At 68.6% G+C, this 16,216-nt stretch carries 15 protein-coding genes and 2 pseudogenes; 9 read left to right on the top strand and 8 right to left on the bottom strand.

All coding sequences use genetic code 11. The annotated features are described in order from the left end of the window. Positions 1-38: 38 nt before the first annotated feature. A complete protein-coding gene (locus tag YWM_RS0106505; RefSeq protein ID WP_028850040.1) occupies positions 39-848 on the top strand; it encodes a site-2 protease family protein in 810 nt (269 codons plus the stop codon). 3 nt (positions 849-851) lie between these two features. Here the strand turns inward: YWM_RS0106505 and YWM_RS0106500 are convergent, their stop codons facing one another. Genes YWM_RS0106500 through YWM_RS0106485 form a run of 4 tightly spaced genes read right to left on the bottom strand, consistent with a single transcriptional unit; the run spans position 852 to position 3,735 of the window. Further along, the gene (locus tag YWM_RS0106500; protein ID WP_342664931.1) at positions 852-1,619 is read right to left on the bottom strand and encodes a hypothetical protein; all 768 of its coding nucleotides are present in this window, start codon (positions 1,617-1,619) and stop codon (positions 852-854) included. Continuing rightward, entirely contained in the window at positions 1,504-2,070 is a 567-nt protein-coding gene (locus YWM_RS22460; RefSeq protein ID WP_342664929.1) for a hypothetical protein, read from the bottom strand. The genes YWM_RS0106500 and YWM_RS22460 overlap by 116 nt, the downstream gene beginning before the upstream one ends. Beyond that, entirely contained in the window at positions 2,067-2,900 is an 834-nt protein-coding gene (mshB, locus tag YWM_RS0106490) for an N-acetyl-1-D-myo-inositol-2-amino-2-deoxy-alpha-D-glucopyranoside deacetylase (protein ID WP_028850038.1), read from the bottom strand. Before mshB ends, YWM_RS22460 begins: the two co-directional genes overlap by 4 nt. Continuing rightward, entirely contained in the window at positions 2,893-3,735 is an 843-nt protein-coding gene (locus YWM_RS0106485; protein WP_028850037.1) for a phosphoribosylaminoimidazolesuccinocarboxamide synthase, read from the bottom strand. Before YWM_RS0106485 ends, mshB begins: the two co-directional genes overlap by 8 nt. Before the next feature lie 367 nt (positions 3,736-4,102). Between YWM_RS0106485 and YWM_RS0106480 the strand changes: the two genes are divergently transcribed. The 6 genes and pseudogenes from YWM_RS0106480 to YWM_RS0106460 all read left to right on the top strand — a co-directional run bounded on the left by YWM_RS0106480 (position 4,103) and on the right by YWM_RS0106460 (position 10,127). Then, positions 4,103-5,740 (top strand): peptide ABC transporter substrate-binding protein, encoded by a 1,638-nt coding sequence (locus tag YWM_RS0106480; protein WP_028850036.1) that lies wholly within the window; start codon positions 4,103-4,105, stop codon positions 5,738-5,740. A 131-nt stretch (positions 5,741-5,871) separates the two neighbouring features. After that, positions 5,872-6,795, top strand: a complete 924-nt coding sequence (locus tag YWM_RS0106475) for an ABC transporter permease (RefSeq protein WP_028850035.1) — start codon at positions 5,872-5,874, stop codon at positions 6,793-6,795. Beyond that, positions 6,788-7,003, top strand: a pseudogene (locus YWM_RS26770) (ABC transporter permease); the annotation flags it as partial. The gene YWM_RS0106475 and the pseudogene YWM_RS26770, both read left to right, overlap by 8 nt. 321 nt (positions 7,004-7,324) lie before the next feature. Continuing rightward, a pseudogene (locus YWM_RS26765) lies at positions 7,325-8,092 on the top strand (ABC transporter permease); the annotation flags it as partial. A 6-nt stretch (positions 8,093-8,098) separates the two neighbouring features. Next, the gene (locus tag YWM_RS0106465) at positions 8,099-9,136 is read left to right on the top strand and encodes an ABC transporter ATP-binding protein (RefSeq protein ID WP_043659883.1); all 1,038 of its coding nucleotides are present in this window, start codon (positions 8,099-8,101) and stop codon (positions 9,134-9,136) included. Next, positions 9,129-10,127, top strand: coding sequence for an ABC transporter ATP-binding protein (locus tag YWM_RS0106460; protein ID WP_028850033.1), 999 nt, complete (start codon positions 9,129-9,131; stop codon positions 10,125-10,127). Before YWM_RS0106465 ends, YWM_RS0106460 begins: the two co-directional genes overlap by 8 nt. Positions 10,128-10,262: 135 nt before the next feature. On the opposite strand, the gene YWM_RS0106455 is transcribed toward YWM_RS0106460, so the two are convergent. Beyond that, positions 10,263-11,051: a helix-turn-helix domain-containing protein gene (locus YWM_RS0106455; RefSeq protein WP_028850032.1), complete on the bottom strand. Its 789-nt coding sequence runs from the start codon at positions 11,049-11,051 to the stop codon at positions 10,263-10,265. Between the two features lie 118 nt (positions 11,052-11,169). Here YWM_RS0106455 and YWM_RS0106450 point away from each other — a divergent pair, with 118 nt between their 5' ends. Then, a complete protein-coding gene (locus tag YWM_RS0106450; protein ID WP_028850031.1) occupies positions 11,170-11,571 on the top strand; it encodes a hypothetical protein in 402 nt (133 codons plus the stop codon). 171 nt (positions 11,572-11,742) lie between these two features. Here YWM_RS0106450 and YWM_RS0106445 read toward each other — a convergent pair whose 3' ends face one another. Continuing rightward, positions 11,743-13,470: an ABC transporter family substrate-binding protein gene (locus YWM_RS0106445; protein ID WP_052344617.1), complete on the bottom strand. Its 1,728-nt coding sequence runs from the start codon at positions 13,468-13,470 to the stop codon at positions 11,743-11,745. A gap of 108 nt (positions 13,471-13,578) precedes the next feature. Then, positions 13,579-15,477, bottom strand: coding sequence for a translational GTPase TypA (typA, locus tag YWM_RS0106440; RefSeq protein ID WP_028850029.1), 1,899 nt, complete (start codon positions 15,475-15,477; stop codon positions 13,579-13,581). Between the two features lie 190 nt (positions 15,478-15,667). Between typA and YWM_RS26385 the strand changes: the two genes are divergently transcribed. Further along, the gene (locus YWM_RS26385; RefSeq protein WP_169720964.1) at positions 15,668-15,844 is read left to right on the top strand and encodes a hypothetical protein; all 177 of its coding nucleotides are present in this window, start codon (positions 15,668-15,670) and stop codon (positions 15,842-15,844) included. A gap of 24 nt (positions 15,845-15,868) precedes the next feature. Here the strand turns inward: YWM_RS26385 and YWM_RS0106430 are convergent, their stop codons facing one another. After that, on the bottom strand, positions 15,869-16,171 hold the full coding sequence (locus YWM_RS0106430) for a YciI family protein (RefSeq protein WP_028850028.1): 303 nt from the start codon (positions 16,169-16,171) through the stop codon (positions 15,869-15,871). Between the last annotated feature and the right edge of the window lie 45 nt (positions 16,172-16,216).

Here is a 16,216-nt window from a genome sequence, read left to right as displayed (position 1 = left end):
ACGCGAGGCGGCGATCACCGGTGGTTCAGACTGAACGAGTGCGTCGATCAGCTGTCCGCCCGAGCCCGATTTTCCTTGCCCTGCTGGCCGTGACGGTCGCCGGGGGTGTCCTTGCCGCGCTGTTCCCGCCACCGGACGTCGCCGAGATCATCGGGGGCACCGTCTTCGTCAACAGCGCAGAGCGCAACTACGTCGGTGTCGCGGGCATCGTGCTGCTGGTGCTCGGCGGTTGGGCGGTCTCACTGACGCTGCACGAGTTCGGGCACGCCATCGTGGCCTACCGGGGCGGCGACCGCGAGGTGGCGCACAAGGGCTACCTGACCATGGACATCCGGCGCTACACCGACCCGGTTCTGTCACTGGTGCTGCCGCTGCTGATCCTGGCCATCGGTGGCATCCCGCTGCCCGGTGGCGCGGTGTGGATCAACCAGTGGGCGCTGCGTTCGCGCTCCGTCTCGTCCGCCGTCTCGCTGGCCGGGCCGCTGTCCAACCTGCTCCTCGGCGTCCTGTTCACCGCGGCGGTGGCGATCTTCCCCGGCATGCCGACCGGGCTGCTGTTCGGGTTGTCGCTGCTGGCGCTGTTCCAGGTGCTGGCGTTCGTGCTGAACATCCTGCCGGTGCCCGGGCTGGACGGCTACGGGGCGATAGAGCCGTACCTGCCGCCGCAGGCGCGGGAGTTCGGCGCCAAGGCCCGTCCCTGGGCGCCGCTGGTGCTGTTCGCCCTGCTGATCGCGGTGCCGGAGGTGGCGGAGGTGTTCTTCAGCATCGCCTACTTCGTGTTCGACGCCGTGGGCGGCGACCACACGGCCGCGATGGTGGGCATGGAACTGTTCCAGTTCTGGCGCTGACCGCTACGCGTCGGTCGACGCGTGCTCGTCCATCCAGCGGCGGGCTCGCTTGGCCACCTTCTTCAACGCCGACCGTTCGGCCAGGTAGTCAGCGAGTGCGCCGACCAAGGGGAACACGCCGATCATCCGGTAAATCAGGCGTCCACGCGGCCGCTTCTCCAATTCGTCGCTGACCGCCAGCAGCGAGCGGCCGAGCCGCCAGAGCGTCTTGGCCAGCGACTTGATCGACATCTTGCTGCCGGAGGAACCGGCCAAGTCCTCGGTGAGCTCGTCGACACGTTGCTGTTCCTCCGGCTGATCCCCGGCGGCGAGCGCCGGATCCACGTCGCGGCCGAACAGCACCCAGGCAAGCAGCCGCACACGGTCGGCCTTGACGGTCAGGCCGTGCTCGCCCGCGATGGCACACAGCAGCAGACCCTGCGAGGCGGCGCCGACGGCGTTCTGCACGGGGAAGCGATCGGCGAGCGCGCCACCGAGGCCGGGAACGGCCGTGACAAGCGCGGTGATCCGGCCGACCCGGTTGATCCACCACCCGGTGCGCTGATCCGGGTCCATGCGCTGCCAGCCCGCGCTGCCCGGAAACTGGACCGAAGCCAGCCCGTTGATCAGCCGCCTGCGGACGGTCGGCTCGACCTGCTCCAGTTCGGCAAGCGACTCACCGCGCGCCGCTGCGGCCGCGACCTTCGCGCGCAGCCCCAACGGATCCGCTTCGCGCAGCGCGTCCAGCACCGGCGCGGTCGCCGCCACGAACGGCCGCAGCACGGCCACCACCTGCTTGTCGCTGATCGCCTCCGCCACGCTTGCGCTCCTCGTTGCTCGGATTCGCCCCTCGACCTAACCGCATGCCGAGCGCCATCGCACCCGGAATCACCCCGGCGGCCAGCAGGCCGATGCCCCGCCAGTCCTGGATCAGCACCAGGTCACCGCCCGGACCGCCGAGCCCGAGCCCGAGCACGGTGACCAGCCACAGGCCGAGCGGGAGGGCGGCCAGTCCCCGCGGCGCGTGCATCCGGTCGGCGAACTCGGCGGTTCGCACCACCAGCCACGGCGTGCTGACCGCCGCGAGCAGCAGGCTGATCGGTACCGGGGCCCAGCCGGCCAGCGGCAACACCGCCCCGTCCAGCCGCAGCGGTACGAAGAACAGCTCGAGGACGGCCAGCAGCACCGCGTCGACCAACAACAGTGTCAGCAACAGCTGGTCGACGACCTCACCCTTCTTCACGGCAGCCCCCCGAACAGGTCGTCGGAGCAGCCGTCGGCAGGACCGTGCGCCAGCACGAAGTACTCGGCGGCCAGGTCGGGTTGGACGAGGTTGTTGGACAACGCCCAGCACACCGGCGGCCCGTCCCACACCGCGATCTGGGTGGCGTGCGCGCGCAGGGCCGCTCGTTTGGCCGCAGCGGCGTCCGTGGTGTCGACGACTGTCGTCACCCGGTCGTCCGGAACTGTCGGCACGTCGTCGATGTCAGGCACCACGAACGGCAGATCTGGCACCTCGCGGAAGCCGGCCAGCGACTCGGCGACCGGCGTGCGCGGGGACACCACGTGAAAGACCCGCCGGACCGACGGCGCCTGCGGGGCGGCGGCCATCGTCACGTGGTGCGCCCGGATGTGATCCGGATGCCCGTAGCCGCCGAACTCGTCGTAGGTGACCACGACCTGGGGCCGCAGCTCGTCGAGGATCTCGCGCAGCTGGGCCGCCTGCTCGTCCAGCTCACCCCGCACGAACGCACGCGGATGATCGGCCGACGGTGTGCCCGCCATTCCCGAGTCCCGCCAGCGGCCGATGCCGCCGAGGAAGCGGTGCTCGGCCACGCCCAGCGCCCGGCACGCCGCCATGAGCTCGCCGTGCCGATAGCCGCCCAGCTGATCGGCCGCCCACGCCCCGAGCTGCGACAGCTCGGCGGGAATGATCTCGCCTTCCTCGCCGAGCGTACAGGTCACCACGGCCACCCGGACGCCTTCCGCGGCGTAGCGGGCGATGACTCCCCCGGTCGCCAGCGTCTCGTCGTCCGGGTGCGCGTGCACCAGGAGCAGCGTGCGCTCAGTCATCCGACCACCGTTGGCCGGTCAGCCGCTCGTAGGCGGCCACGTACCGCTCGCGCGTCGCGGCCACCACGTCGGCGGGCAGCTCGGGACCGGGAGGCGTCTTGTCCCATCCGGTGCTCGCGGCCCAGTCCCGCACGAACTGCTTGTCGAACGCCGGCTGCGGGCCTCCCGGCTGCCACTGGTCCATCGGCCAGTACCGGGACGAGTCCGACGTCAGCAGCTCGTCACCGAGGACCAACTCGCCGTCGGCGTCGTAGCCGAACTCGAGCTTGGTGTCCGCCAGCACCAGGCCCACGTCGGCGGCGCGCGCGGCACCCCGGGTGTACAGCTCCAACGAGGCGTCCTTGATGCACTCGGCCGTCTCCGCGCCGATCAGGTCGACCACCTGCTCGAACGTGATCGGCTCGTCGTGCTCGCCCTGCGGGGCTTTGCTGGACGGGGTGAAGACCGGGTCGGGCAGCCGGTCGCCCTCCACGAGACCGGCGGGCAGCTTGACGCCGGAGACCGTGCCGTCGCGCTGGTAGTCCCGCACCGCCGAGCCCGCGAGATAGCCACGGACGACACACTCCACCGGCAGCATCGTCAGCGACTTGCAGCGCATCGCCCTGCCCGCCCACTCGGGCGGGAAGCCGTCGGTGGTGATCAAGTGATTGGGGAACACCTCGGCGGTCTGCTTGAACCACCACGCCGACAACTGGGTCAGCAACGCGCCCTTGTCCGGCACCGGCGTGGGCAGCACGACGTCGAACACCGACACCCGGTCCGAGGCGACGAGCACCACCGTGCCGTCGTCGTCCTGGTATACGTCCCGGACCTTCCCGCTGTGCAGATGCTTCATCCGCCGCCATCTCCCGTCGCTGACCGGCCTTGCCGACAGCCTAAGACGCCTGCGAGGCGGCTCTTGCCAACGCCTCACCCTCTCCGGCAGGCTGACCCGACGGCGTGCATACACATGGGGTAATCGGGCGGGTCCGCTTGGTTACACTCGGACAAAAGTCCACGCCGGAGAACGAGACATTATTAGCCCAAAAGGGCTAGTACTGTCCGATTGTGACGGCTTTGTGACGTCATCTGTGGCCAGTTGACGACAGCGGCGCATTAGCGTCCCAACGTCCGGGATGAGCGACGACTATTCCGACAAAGCCCGCGGCTACCCGAACGCCGCGCAACTCGAGACACCTCATGTATGAGCTCGGAGGAGACCCATGCGTAGACCACGCTGGAAGGCGATAGCGGCTCTCACGTCCGCCGTCGCCTTGACGCTGACCGCTTGCGGCGGTGGCGACGATGCCGGCGAGGCAGCCGACAGCAAGATCACGGTGAGCGGAACCGCCCCGGAGAACCCGCTCATTCCGGGCAACACCAGTGAAGCCGGCGGCGGCAAGATCGTCGAGGTTCTCTACAGCGGTCTGATCCGCTACGACTCGGAGACCGGCGAGCCGGTGAACGAGCACGCCGAGAAGGTGGACATTTCCAACGACGGCAAGAAGATCACCTACACCCTGAAGAAGGGTTGGAAGTTCCACGACGGCACCGAGATCAAGGCGGAGAACTACGTCAAGGCGTGGAACTACACCGCCTACACCCCGAACGCGCAGCAGCACTCCAGCTTCTTCGCCGGGATCAAGGGTTACGAGGACGTGACCAGTGAGGACCCGGACGGCGACGGCCCGAAGAAGGCGCCGACGCCGAAGAAGAAGGAGATGTCCGGCGTCAAGGCGCTCGACGACTACACGCTGCAGGTCGAGTTCGAGAAGCCGATGCCCTCGTTCCAGAACAAGCCGGGCTACAGCGCGTTCATGCCGCTGCCGGACGCGTTCTTCGAGGACAAGGAGGCGTTCGAGAAGAAGCCGATCGGCTCCGGACCGTTCAAGTTCGTCGAGCAGACCTCCAACAGCATCGTGCTGGAGCGGTTCGAGGACTACCAGGGCCCGAAGAAGCCGAGCATCAAGACCGTCGAGTTCAAGTTCGGCACGCCTGAGGCCGACTACGACGCGGTCCGGGACAACAACCTGGACTTCTTGAACAACATGCCGCCGAAGGCGCTGGTCGACAACGTCTGGAAGGAAGACCTCAAGGGTCGCTCCGGCCCGTCGGGCAACCTGTCCATCCAGGAGATCTCCTTCCCGCTGTACGACCCGAAGTTCAAGGACCCGAACCTGCGCAAGGCCATCTCGATGGCGATCGACCGGCAGCAGATCTCGGACAAGATCTACGGCGGCAGCCGTACGCCGGTGAAGGGTTACGGCGTGCCGAACCTCCCGCTGTGGGAGGACGGCGCCTGCGGTGAACTCTGCGAGCACAACCCGGAGAAGGCCAAGGAACTGTTCGACAAGACCGACTGGGGCAACAAGCCCATCGAGATCACCAGCAACGCCGACGGTGGCCACCAGGAGTGGATCGAGGCGGTCTGCGGTCAGATCGAGGCGGCCCTGAAGGTCGAGTGCAAGTTCGTGCCGGTGCAGGAGTTCGGCATCATCCGTGAGCAGGTGAACGCGCGGAAGATGACCCAGATCTACCGGTCCGGTTGGGGTGCGGACTACCCGCACGTGGAGAACTTCCTCAACCCGATCTTCCGCACGGGTGGCTCGTCGAACGACAACGGCTACTCCAACCCGAAGGTCGACGCCAAGCTGAAGGAAGCCGACGCGGCGGTCAACGAGGAAGAGGCCAAGAAGCTCTACCACGAGGCCGAGGAACTGATCGCGCAGGACATGCCGGTCATCCCGCTGTGGAGCAACCCGTACATCGCGGGCTGGTCCGAGCGCCTGGAGAACGTCAAGGTCGGCAAGTTGACCGGTGAGCTCGACCTGCTGGAAGTCCGGATCAAGTCGGACGCCTGACACCCGGTCGAATGCATCGACGGCGGCTGGCCCACGTTACTCGTGGGCCAGCCGCCGTCTGCCGACCACCAACCGGTACGGTGCCGCCGGGTGATCCCCGTAGCGGCGGTACCGGTGGATAAGGAGAGCTCATGGGCCGTTACGTCATAAGGCGTTTACTGCAACTCATCCCGGTGTTCATCGGCACCACGTTCCTGGTCTACGTGCTGGTGTGGGCCCTGCCCGGCGACCCGTTCGCCGGCATGTGCAAGAGCGTGTGTCCGCCGGAGTTCCGCCAGGCGATGATCGAAAAGTACAACCTGGACGAGAACATCTTCGTCCAGTACTTCGCGTACCTGGGTAACCTGCTGCAAGGCGACTTCGGGGTGACCTACTCCGACCGTGAGGTCGGCATGCTGATCGAGGACGCCGCCCCGGTCTCGCTGCAGCTGGCCGCGATCGCGGTCGGATTCGAGGCGTTGATCGGTATCTCCGCCGGTATCCTCACCGGTCTGCGGGGCCGCGGTTTCCTGGACAACCTGGTGCTGGTGTCCACGCTGGTGCTGACCGCCTTCCCGGTGTTCGTCACCGGCTTCATCGTCCAGCTGGTGCTGGGCAGCGGGCTCGGCATCATCGACCTGACGGTGTCGTCGGACCCGAGCTTCGGTGAGTTGCTCGCCCCCGGGTTCGTCCTCGGCAGCCTGTCGATGGCCTACGTGGCCCGGTTGACCAGGACGTCGATCGCGGAGAACCGGCGCGCCGACTTCGTGCGCACCGCGGTGGCCAAGGGCCTGCCGCACCGCCGGGTGGTCGGCGTGCACCTGCTGCGCAACTCGATGATCCCGGTGATCACCTTCCTGGGTACCGACCTGGGCAGCTTGATGGGCGGCGCGATCGTGACCGAAGGCATCTTCGGCATCAACGGCGTCGGCGGTCTCGTGTTCGACGGGATCCTGTCCAAGGAAGGCACCGTCGTCACCGGTGTCGTCATGCTGTTGGTGATCATCTTCCTGGTCACCAACCTGCTCATCGACCTGCTGTACGCCGTTCTCGACCCGAGGATCCGCTATGAGTGACCCCACGATGGCAGCCGGGGGCGTGGCAACGGAGGAACCTGCCGACTACGTCACCGGCGCAGAACACGCTGAGGGCACGAAAGAGAAGACCCGCAGCCTGTGGTCCGACGCCTGGCACGACCTGAGCAGGCGGCCGCTGTTCGTGCTGTCCATGTTCGTGATCGCCTTCCTGGTCCTGGTGGCGATCTTCCCCACGTGGTTCGCCGATGCGAACCACCGGTTGCGCGACCTGGACCGCGCGCGGATCGGCCCGAACGTGCCGTACCTGGCCGTCTGCATGGCGATCATCGGCTCGGCGATCACCGTGGTCGCCGCGATCCTGGCCACCGTCGGCAAGCTGCGCGACGGGGTGTGCCGCACGATGGCGCCGTACGTCGCAGGCATCGGCGGGTTGATCCTGCTGGGCGGCGGCTTGGTGAACTCGGTGACGTTGTACATCGTCATCGGCGCCGTCGTGCTGGCGTGCGGCATCGTCTCCGGTGTGCCGAAGGTCAGCCAGATGCTGCGCGGCAGCGCCAGCACCTGGGGCTTGGTGGCCGTGCTGGCCGTCGCCGGTATCGCCGGCCTGGTCATCTCGTTCGGTGATCTGTCGACCGTCGAGATCGGGGCCGCGTTCGGTTACGACCAGCAGGGCAGGGACATCTACGCCCGCGTCGTGCACGGCACCCGCTACACCCTCCTGGTCGGCTTCACCGCGACGCTCCTGACGGTGCTGATCGGCAGCACGGTGGGCATTCTGGCGGGCTACTTCGGTGGCTGGCTGGACAACCTGCTGTCGCGTATCGGTGAGGTCTTCTTCGGCCTGCCGTTCGTGCTCGGCGCGATCATCATCCTGAGCGCGTTCCGGTCGGCCGGGTTCGACAGCGCGCCTGCCATCGTCGCGATGGTGGTGCTGTCGATCTCGGTGCTGTCCTGGCCGGTGGCGATGCGCATCATGCGGTCGGCGGCCATCTCGGCCAAGCAGCAGGACTACGTCAAGGCGGCGCGGGCGCTGGGCGCGTCGTCCCGCCGGATCATCTTCCGGCACATGCTGCCCAACTGCCTGGCTCCGGTGCTGGTGTACGCCACGATCGCGCTCGGTGCGTTCATCGGTGCCGAGGCGACGCTGTCGTTCCTCGGTATCGGTCTGCGTGACCCCGCGGTCTCGTGGGGCGTGATGATCGCAGACTCGCGCAACTACATCAGGGCCTCGCCGCTGCTGCTGATCTTCCCGGCCTCGTTCCTGACGCTCACCGTGCTGGTGTTCGTCACGATCGGGGACGCCGTCCGCGAGGCGCTCGACCCGAAGCTGAGGTAGACCGACATGACTGCCAATCCGACCGAGTCGGTACTCACCGACCCCACCACGAACGGGCAGGACGGACCCCTGCTCGAAGTGGAAGATCTGTTCGTCGAGTTCCGGACCCGCGACGGCGTGGCCAAAGTGCTCAACGGCGTGAGCTACCACGTCGACGCCGGGGAGACGCTGGCGGTGCTGGGTGAGTCCGGTTCCGGCAAGAGCGTCACCGCCCAGACGATCATGGGCATCCTGGACACGCCCCCGGCGTACGTCACCGGCGGCTCGATCCGATTCCGCGGCCAGGAGCTGCTGAGCCAGTCGGCCGAGAAGCGCAGGCAACTGCGCGGCGACGGCATCGCGATGATCTTCCAGGACGCCCTGTCCGCGCTGAACCCGGTGTTCACCGTCGGGTTCCAGATCGAGGAGCAACTGCGCATCCGGAAAGGGATGAGCCGCAAGGAGGCCCGCAAGCGGGCCATCGAGCTGCTGGATCTGGTGCGCATTCCCAACGCCAAGGGCCGCGTGCGGCAGTACCCGCACGAGTTCTCCGGCGGGATGCGGCAGCGCGCGATGATCGCCATGTCGTTGGCGCTGGACCCGCAGTTGCTCATCGCCGACGAGCCGACCACGGCGCTGGACGTCACCGTGCAGGCCCAGATCATGGACCTGCTGGCCGAGATCAAGGCCGAGCGGCAGATGGGGCTCATCCTCATCACCCACGACCTCGGCGTGGTCGCCGAGACCGCGGACCGCATCGCGGTGATGTACGCCGGGCGAATCGTCGAGCACGGCGACGCCCACTCGGTGTACAAGGCGCCCGGCCACCCGTACACCACCGGGTTGCTGAACTCGCTGCCGCGGCTGGACCTGAAGGGCCAGACGTTGGAGACGATCAAGGGGTTGCCGCCGAGCTTGCTGAACATCCCGAGCGGCTGTCCGTTCCATCCGCGTTGCCCGAAGGCACAGTCGATCTGCAGCGCCGAGGTGCCGGTCAACCACGACCTCGGCAACGGCCGATACAGCAAGTGCCACTTCGCCGAGGAGGTGGTCCGGAATGGCTGAGCCGATCCTTCAGGTCAAGGACCTGGTCAAGCACTTCCCGGTCAAGCAGGGCATCGTGTTCAAGCGCACGGTCGGCCACGTGCGGGCGGTCGACGGCGTGTCGTTCGACCTGCACAAGGGCGAGACGCTCGGCGTCGTCGGCGAGTCCGGCTGCGGTAAGTCGACGCTGGCCCAGGTGCTGATGCGGCTCGAGCCACCGACCAGCGGCTCGGTGTTGTTCGAGGGGCGGGACATCTTCAAGCTCACCGGCAACGAGCTGCGGGCGCTGCGCCGGGAGATCCAGATCGTCCTGCAGGACCCGTACACGTCGCTGAACCCGAGGATGACCGTCGGTGACATCGTCGGTGAGCCGTTCGAGATCCACCCCGAGGTGGCGCCGAAGGACTCCCGGCGGCGCAAGGTGCAGGAGCTACTGGAGGTGGTCGGTCTCAACCCCGAGCACATCCACCGCTATCCGCACCAGTTCTCCGGTGGTCAGCGGCAGCGCATCGGTATCGCCAGGGCGCTGGCGCTGCGGCCGAAGGTGATCCTCTGCGACGAGCCGGTGTCCGCGCTGGACGTGTCGATCCAGGCGCAGGTGATGAACCTGCTGGACTCGCTGCAGAAAGAGTTCGGGCTGTCCTACATCTTCATCGCGCACGACCTGTCGGTGGTGCGGCACCTGTCCGACCGGGTCGCGGTGATGTACCTCGGCAAGATCGCGGAGATCGGCACCGAGGAGGACATCTACGAGCGCCCGACGCACCCGTACACGCAGGCGCTGCTGTCCGCGGTGCCGGTCGCCGACCCGGACGTCCGCGGCACACGGCAGGTCATCCGGCTCGAGGGTGACGTGCCCAGCCCGCTCAACCCGCCGTCCGGCTGCCGGTTCCGCACCCGGTGCTGGAAGGCGCAGGACATCTGCGCCGAGGAATCGCCGGAGCTGATCGAGCGCGCCGGCGGGCACCCGAGTGCCTGCCACTTCGCCGAGGAGCGTTCGGTGGTGCCGTGACGCGGTAGGCATGTCGAAAGGGGTCCTCGCCGGACGGCGGGGGCCCTTTTCGCTGTGCTGACGGAGGCTCTCGCCGGGGGCCGAGGTCCGGTACGCGCGCCGGCAGACACTCGCGCCGGACGCGGGCCGGGTTCGCTATGCCGCCATCGCCCTGACCACGGCGGCCGTGGCGTCGTCGGCCGGAAAGAAGGTCTCGATCGCGATCTCGTCCAGCGTGACGTCGCGGGCGGCGCCGAACACCGTGAGGGCGTAGTGGAAAGCCAGCTCGCCGTGCTCCGACCTGAGCCGCATCGGCACGACGAGGTCATTCGCCTGCGGTGTGCCGTCGGCGAACGTCCCGGTGGGTACCGGATACGACTCGATCTCGGCCAGCAGTTCGGAGAGCCCTTCGGCCGCCGTCCGCTCCCACTGCCGCCGCACGCGGGTGACGACGTGCGCGCGCCACTGCCGGAAGTTCTGGATCCGCGGCGCCAGCCCGTCGGGGTGCAGCGTCGCTCGCAGCACGTTGACCGGTGGCTCGAGCAGGTGCGCTGCGATGTCATCGAGGAACAGCTGCATCGACCTGTTGGCCGCCAGCATCTCCCAGCGGACGTTCACCGCGAGCGCGGGATTCGGCTCGTGCCCCGCCAGCACGGTCTCGACCGCTTCCCGCGCGACGCCGAGGTCGACCAGCGGCCGTTCCGGGTACGCCGGAGCGAACCCGGCAGCCAGGAACATCGCGTTGCGTTCCCGCAGCGGCACATCCAGCTCGACACAGAGGCGCTCGATCATGTCCCTGCTCGGGCCGGCACGCCCGGTCTCGATGAAGCTGAGGTGCCGCGCCGACACCTCGGCGGCGATCGCGACGTCCAACTGCGACCGGCGTCGGCGCTCGCGCCAGCGGCGCAGCAGGTCGCCCACCGTCGCCTCCCGGGTAGCGGTCATGACTGCCAGCCTGCCGACCGCCCGGGCGCGCCACAACTACCTCGCAGGTAATCGACAGGGCTCCCATCCAGCGCGCAACGTGGGACATCGACACACCCACAGCGAAGGGAGTCCACCGATGACCGACACAGCCCACACCTCCGCGTCCACCGCGACCGTGCAGGCCTACCTGCGGTTCTGGAACAGCGAGCCCGGGGACGCCCAGCGGCGCGCCGGAGAAGACATGTTCCGGCCCGACATCACCTACGTCGCGCCGGTCGGAGTGCTCGCCGGAGTCGCGGCGTTGGTGGACTTCACCAGGCAGTTTCGCGAGCACGTCGGCGCCTACTCGTTCGATGCCAGGTCCGAACCGGACGTGCACCACGACCGCGTTCGGCTGCCCTGGCAGCTGAAAGTCGGCGACGCCGTGTTCGCCGAAGGCACCGACGTGCTCATCACCGACGAGTCCGGGCGGATCACCACCGTGAGCACGTTCCTCGACCGGGCTCCGGAAGGGTTCGATCCGCACACCGACCACTGAGCCGCAGCCCGCCGGGCGCGAGCGCGAGGGCGGGCAGAAGCCGAGACCACCGCGCGCCGGAAAGGCCCTGTCGCCGCGCACTGGGGGCATGAGCCCTCTCGCCGTGCTCCGGGGCGGGCAACCGCCCCCTGCGGCGCGCCGGGGCACAAACCCCGCCGCGCGCCGGAACGATCACTCGGTGATGCGGATCCAGTTCACCGCGGAACCGAACGGCCCGCCGAACGGCGGCCCCTCGGTCACGCCGGCCACGTCGGGCCCGACCGCGAGCGTGTCGGCGAGCTGGAACAGCGGGATGACCACGTTCTCGCGCCACAACCACGGCTCGAGGCTGCTCAGCTCGCTGCGCAGCGACCGCTCCCCAGCCAGCACGTCCTCCACCCTGGCCTGCAGGTACTGGTCGCACCAGCCGGCCACGTTGCCCGGCTCGACGTCGGTGTCCGCGTCGTCGGAGGTGTCCACGGTGCGGCAGGCGAAGCGGGACGCGAAGTCCGACGCCGGGTCGAAGCTGACCGCGCGCGGGCCCACCAGCACGTCCACGGTCACCTCGTCGCCGGTGCCGTCGTCGATCGGCTCCGCATCCGGGTCGGCCGGATCCACGGCGTAGAGCTCACGCGGGTTCGGCTGCACCGCCTTGGCCTGGATCCCCGCCTTCTCGAGCTGCTCGACCAGCCGTTCCGCGATCGACGCGTACGGCTCCTGCTCGCCGGGCGAGGCCACGACCAGGCGCAACGGCTCGGAGTCGGCGTTCTGCCACTCGCCTGCCACGCGGCGGTACCCGGCCTGTCGCAACAGCTTCTCCGCCCGTGCCGGGTTCGGCTTGGCCCGGCCGGAAGGCAATGTCGACTTGTAGGCCCGCTGCGAGGGAGCCAGCACCTGCGCGTCGGCGCGCAGCTTCGCGGCCGGGCCGCCCCCGGTACCCGTCTCGATCAGTTCGTCGCGGTCGATCAGCGCGGCGACGGCCTCCCGCACCTTGTCGTCGGCCAACGGGTCGGTCACCGGACGCAGCAGGACCTCTGCCACCTGCGGGCTGCTGACGGTGTGCAACTCGACGCCCTTGCCCAGCTCGCGCAGGTCCGCCAGCTGCTTGGCATCGGTCGCGGTCAACGAGAACTGCAGGTTCTTGTTGCGCAGATCCTCCGCGGGACCTTCGGTGTCCGCCGCGCGCAGGATCAGCTGATCCACCGCCGACGGCTTCTCCCAGTACCGTTCGTTGCGCTCGATGAGGATCTCGCCGCGGCCGACGTCGATGGTCTTGATCGCGTACGGTCCGCCGGACGCCGGATAGCTGCCGACCATGGCCTCCTGCCACCCGCCGGGGATGTCCTTGAGCAGGTGGGACGGCAGCAGGTTCTGGAACAGGCCGCGCCAGCCGGGGAACTTCTCGGCGAAGGTGACCTCGACCCGCTTGCCGCCTTCCCGCGACTGCACGTCGGTGATCAGCCGGTAGCCGGCGGGGCTGATCGTGCCCGGCTGCGCGCGCATCTGGTCGGCCAGGTAGCGGAAGTCCTCCGCCGCGATCGGGGCGCCGTCGGACCAGGAGGCGTCCTGCCGCACGGTGTAGGCGACGGTGAACGGGTCCTCGTCGATCACCTCGACCGACCGCATCAACGTCTTGTCCAGCTTGTACTTGCCGCCCGGGCTCAGCCGGTACACCGACGGCAGCAGCAGCTGAGCCAGCGCCGTCGTGGTGGTCGACATGTCGGCCAGCTGGTGCGGGTTGTAGCCGCCCGCGATCGAGTCGACCCCGATGACGATCTGGTCCTGCGTGGTCTCCGCCGTCGGGCTCGGCGGCACCGAGGTCGGCGGTGGTGCGGGCGGCGGAGTGCTGGTGCAGCCCGCGGCGGCGAGCGCGGCGGCACACAGCGCGGTCCACACCCGCCATCCCCGTCGACGGCTCATCAACCAGCAGCTCCTCACTCGACCCCCGATGATGGGAACTCTGCCAGAGCGTCCGTGAGCGCGCCGCCAACTCGGCGAATTCGCGACCTAGGCCACGGGCCGTCGGGCTCAGCCGACCGTCGCCGCGTCGCGCGACCGTGCCCGGGAGCGCTCCTTGGCTCTCGCCGTTGCGTCCAGAACGACCTTACGTACCCGGATCGCCTTCGGGGTCACCTCCACGCATTCGTCGGCGGAGCAGAACTCCAGCGCCTCCTCCAGACCCAGCTTGCGCGGGCGGTTCAGCCGCTCCAGCTCCTCACCGGTCGACGAGCGGATGTTGGTGAGCTTCTTCTCCTTGGTGATGTTGATGTCCATGTCCTCGGCGCGCGGGTTCTCGCCGACGACCATGCCCTCGTAGACCTCGGCGCCCGGCTCGACGAAGAACGTGCCGCGGTCGGCCAGCTGCAGCAGCGCATACGTGGTCACCGCTCCGCTGCGGTCGGCGACCAGCGAACCGCTGTGCCGGGTGCGCAGCTCACCCACCCACGGGAAGTAGCCCTCGAAGACGTGGTTGGCGATGCCGGTGCCGCGGGTCTCGGTGAGGAAGTCGGTGCGGAAACCGATCAGCCCGCGCGCCGGGATGATGTACTCGAGCCGGATCCGGCCTGTGCCGTGCCCGGACATGTGCTCCATGCGGCCTTTGCGCGCGGCCAGCAACTGGGTGATCGCGCCCAGGTACTCCTCCGGCGCGTCGATGGTCAGCCGCTCGAACGGCTCGTGCAGCTTGCCGTCGATCGTCTTGGTGACCACGTTCGGCTTGCCGACGGTCAGCTCGAAGCCCTCCCGGCGCATCTGCTCGACCAGCACGGCCAACGCCAGCTCGCCGCGGCCCTGCACCTCCCAGGTGTCCGGCCGTTCGGTGGGCAGCACGCGCAAGCTGACATTGCCGACCAGCTCGCTGTCCAGCCGCGCCTTCACCAGACGAGCGGTGAGCTTGTCCCCGCCACCGCGGCCGGCCAGCGGCGACGAGTTGACGCCGATGGTCATCGAGATGGCCGGCTCGTCGACGGTGATCCGTGGCAGGGCGACCGGGTTGTCCACGTCGGCCAGCGTGTCGCCGATGGTGATCTCCGGGATGCCCGCGATCGCCACCAGGTCACCGGCGGCGGCTTCGGTGGCGGGCACGCGCTCCAGGCCCTTGGTGACCAGCAGCTCGGAGATCCGCACGTTCTGCGTCGTGCCGTCCTCGCGCAGCCACGCCACCGTCTGGCCCTTGCGCAACCGGCCGGAGTGGATGCGGATCAACGCGATCCGGCCGAGGAAGCTCGAGGCGTCCAGGTTGGTCACCAGCGCCTGCAGCGGCGCCTCCGGGTCCGCCTGGGGCGCCGGGATGTGCTCCAGCAGCGTCTCGAACAGCGGGTCCAGCGTGTCGTTGTCCGGCTGGCCGCCGTCGGCCGGCTGGTTCAGCGACGCCTTGCCGCTGCGCGCGCACGCGTAGACGACGGGCAAGTCCAGCACCGCGTCGTGGTCGACGTCCTCGAGATCCGCGGCGAGCTCGAGCAACAGGTCCTGCGTCTGCTCGACGACCTCGGAGATCCGCGCGTCGGAGCGGTCGACCTTGTTGACCACCAGCACCACCGGCAGCTTGGCTTCCAGCGTCTTGCGCAGCACGAACCGGGTCTGCGGCAACGGGCCCTCACTGGCGTCGACCAGCAGCAGGACGCCGTCGACCATGGCAAGGCCGCGCTCCACCTCACCGCCGAAGTCGGCGTGGCCGGGGGTGTCGATGACGTTGATGGTCACGTCGCCACGGGTGATCGCGGTGTTCTTGGCCAGGATCGTGATGCCCTTTTCCCGCTCCAGCTCGCCGGAGTCCATCACCCGGTCCACCGGCTGCCCGTGGTCGCCGAACGCCCCCGCTTGCTTGAGCATGGCGTCGACCAGCGTGGTCTTGCCGTGGTCGACGTGCGCGACGATGGCGACATTGCGCAGGTCGGAGCGAATGCGGGGCTGACCGGGTGCGGACACGAGTCGGCTCCTCCAGGGAGTTTCGAAAAGGATGCGTCGGGACGCCACCGCGATCCGCACGCGAGACGCGCTGCCACTGGCGGCCGTTCCAGGATACTGGCCGCGCCGTTGTGGCCATGCGCACACCGTCCGGAGCGCAGCAAACCTCTAGCCTGGGAAAAGCGACACCCGGCGACGACAGGAACCCTCGGTGGGCAAAAAGGCGGCCAAGGCCGAAACGCCGAAACAGCAGGCCAAGGCGCACGTACGCAAGTTGATCAAAAAGGGCAAAGTCAAATCGAAGTGCTGCCAATCCAAGCCGCGCTGCAAGAAATGCCCGATTCGTGCGTTGAAAAAGGCACAGAAGGATCTCGCCCGCGCGGCATGACCCGCGGGCGGCGGCCGCGCGCGCTCAGCGCGTGGCGAGCGCCTCGTTGATGTCGTTCAACTCGCGCGCGGTGCGCGTGGCCTCGAACTCGATGACCTCGTAGTGCACCAGATGCCGGTAGGCCATCGGGTCGGTGGCCAGGATGGCGTCGAGCTTCCCGCGCGGCATGCGCCTGGCCAGGATCACCCCGCCGACCCGCGGCGTGCGCCAGCCGGACAACAGGAAGTCGCCCGCCTCGTAATGCTTGGTCAACCACTCAGCGTGGTCGGGCAGCACCAGGTCGATCTCCTCGATCGGCGCGGTGCAGGTGCTCAACACGACGTACATGGTCGCCCCTCCCTTCACCAGCGGTTCCGGGGCCCATGTCCACGG

Source organism: Thermocrispum municipale DSM 44069 (assembly GCF_000427825.1).
Classification (GTDB): domain Bacteria; phylum Actinomycetota; class Actinomycetes; order Mycobacteriales; family Pseudonocardiaceae; genus Thermocrispum; species Thermocrispum municipale.
This window is presented reverse-complemented; position numbering and strand designations above follow the sequence as displayed.

What these genes read in the sequence shown, in the direction of transcription:
- mshB (WP_028850038.1), bottom strand. Translation starts at nt 2,900, where the DNA reads ATGACTGAGCGCACGCTGCTCCTGGTGCACGCGCACCCGGACGACGAG.
- YWM_RS0106485 (WP_028850037.1), bottom strand. Translation starts at nt 3,735, where the DNA reads ATGAAGCATCTGCACAGCGGGAAGGTCCGGGACGTATACCAGGACGAC.
- YWM_RS0106480 (WP_028850036.1), top strand. Translation starts at nt 4,103, where the DNA reads ATGCGTAGACCACGCTGGAAGGCGATAGCGGCTCTCACGTCCGCCGTC.
- YWM_RS0106475 (WP_028850035.1), top strand. Translation starts at nt 5,872, where the DNA reads ATGGGCCGTTACGTCATAAGGCGTTTACTGCAACTCATCCCGGTGTTC.
- YWM_RS0106465 (WP_043659883.1), top strand. Translation starts at nt 8,099, where the DNA reads ATGACTGCCAATCCGACCGAGTCGGTACTCACCGACCCCACCACGAAC.
- YWM_RS0106460 (WP_028850033.1), top strand. Translation starts at nt 9,129, where the DNA reads ATGGCTGAGCCGATCCTTCAGGTCAAGGACCTGGTCAAGCACTTCCCG.
- YWM_RS0106455 (WP_028850032.1), bottom strand. Translation starts at nt 11,051, where the DNA reads ATGACCGCTACCCGGGAGGCGACGGTGGGCGACCTGCTGCGCCGCTGG.
- YWM_RS0106450 (WP_028850031.1), top strand. Translation starts at nt 11,170, where the DNA reads ATGACCGACACAGCCCACACCTCCGCGTCCACCGCGACCGTGCAGGCC.
- YWM_RS0106445 (WP_052344617.1), bottom strand. Translation starts at nt 13,470, where the DNA reads ATGAGCCGTCGACGGGGATGGCGGGTGTGGACCGCGCTGTGTGCCGCC.
- YWM_RS0106430 (WP_028850028.1), bottom strand. Translation starts at nt 16,171, where the DNA reads ATGTACGTCGTGTTGAGCACCTGCACCGCGCCGATCGAGGAGATCGAC.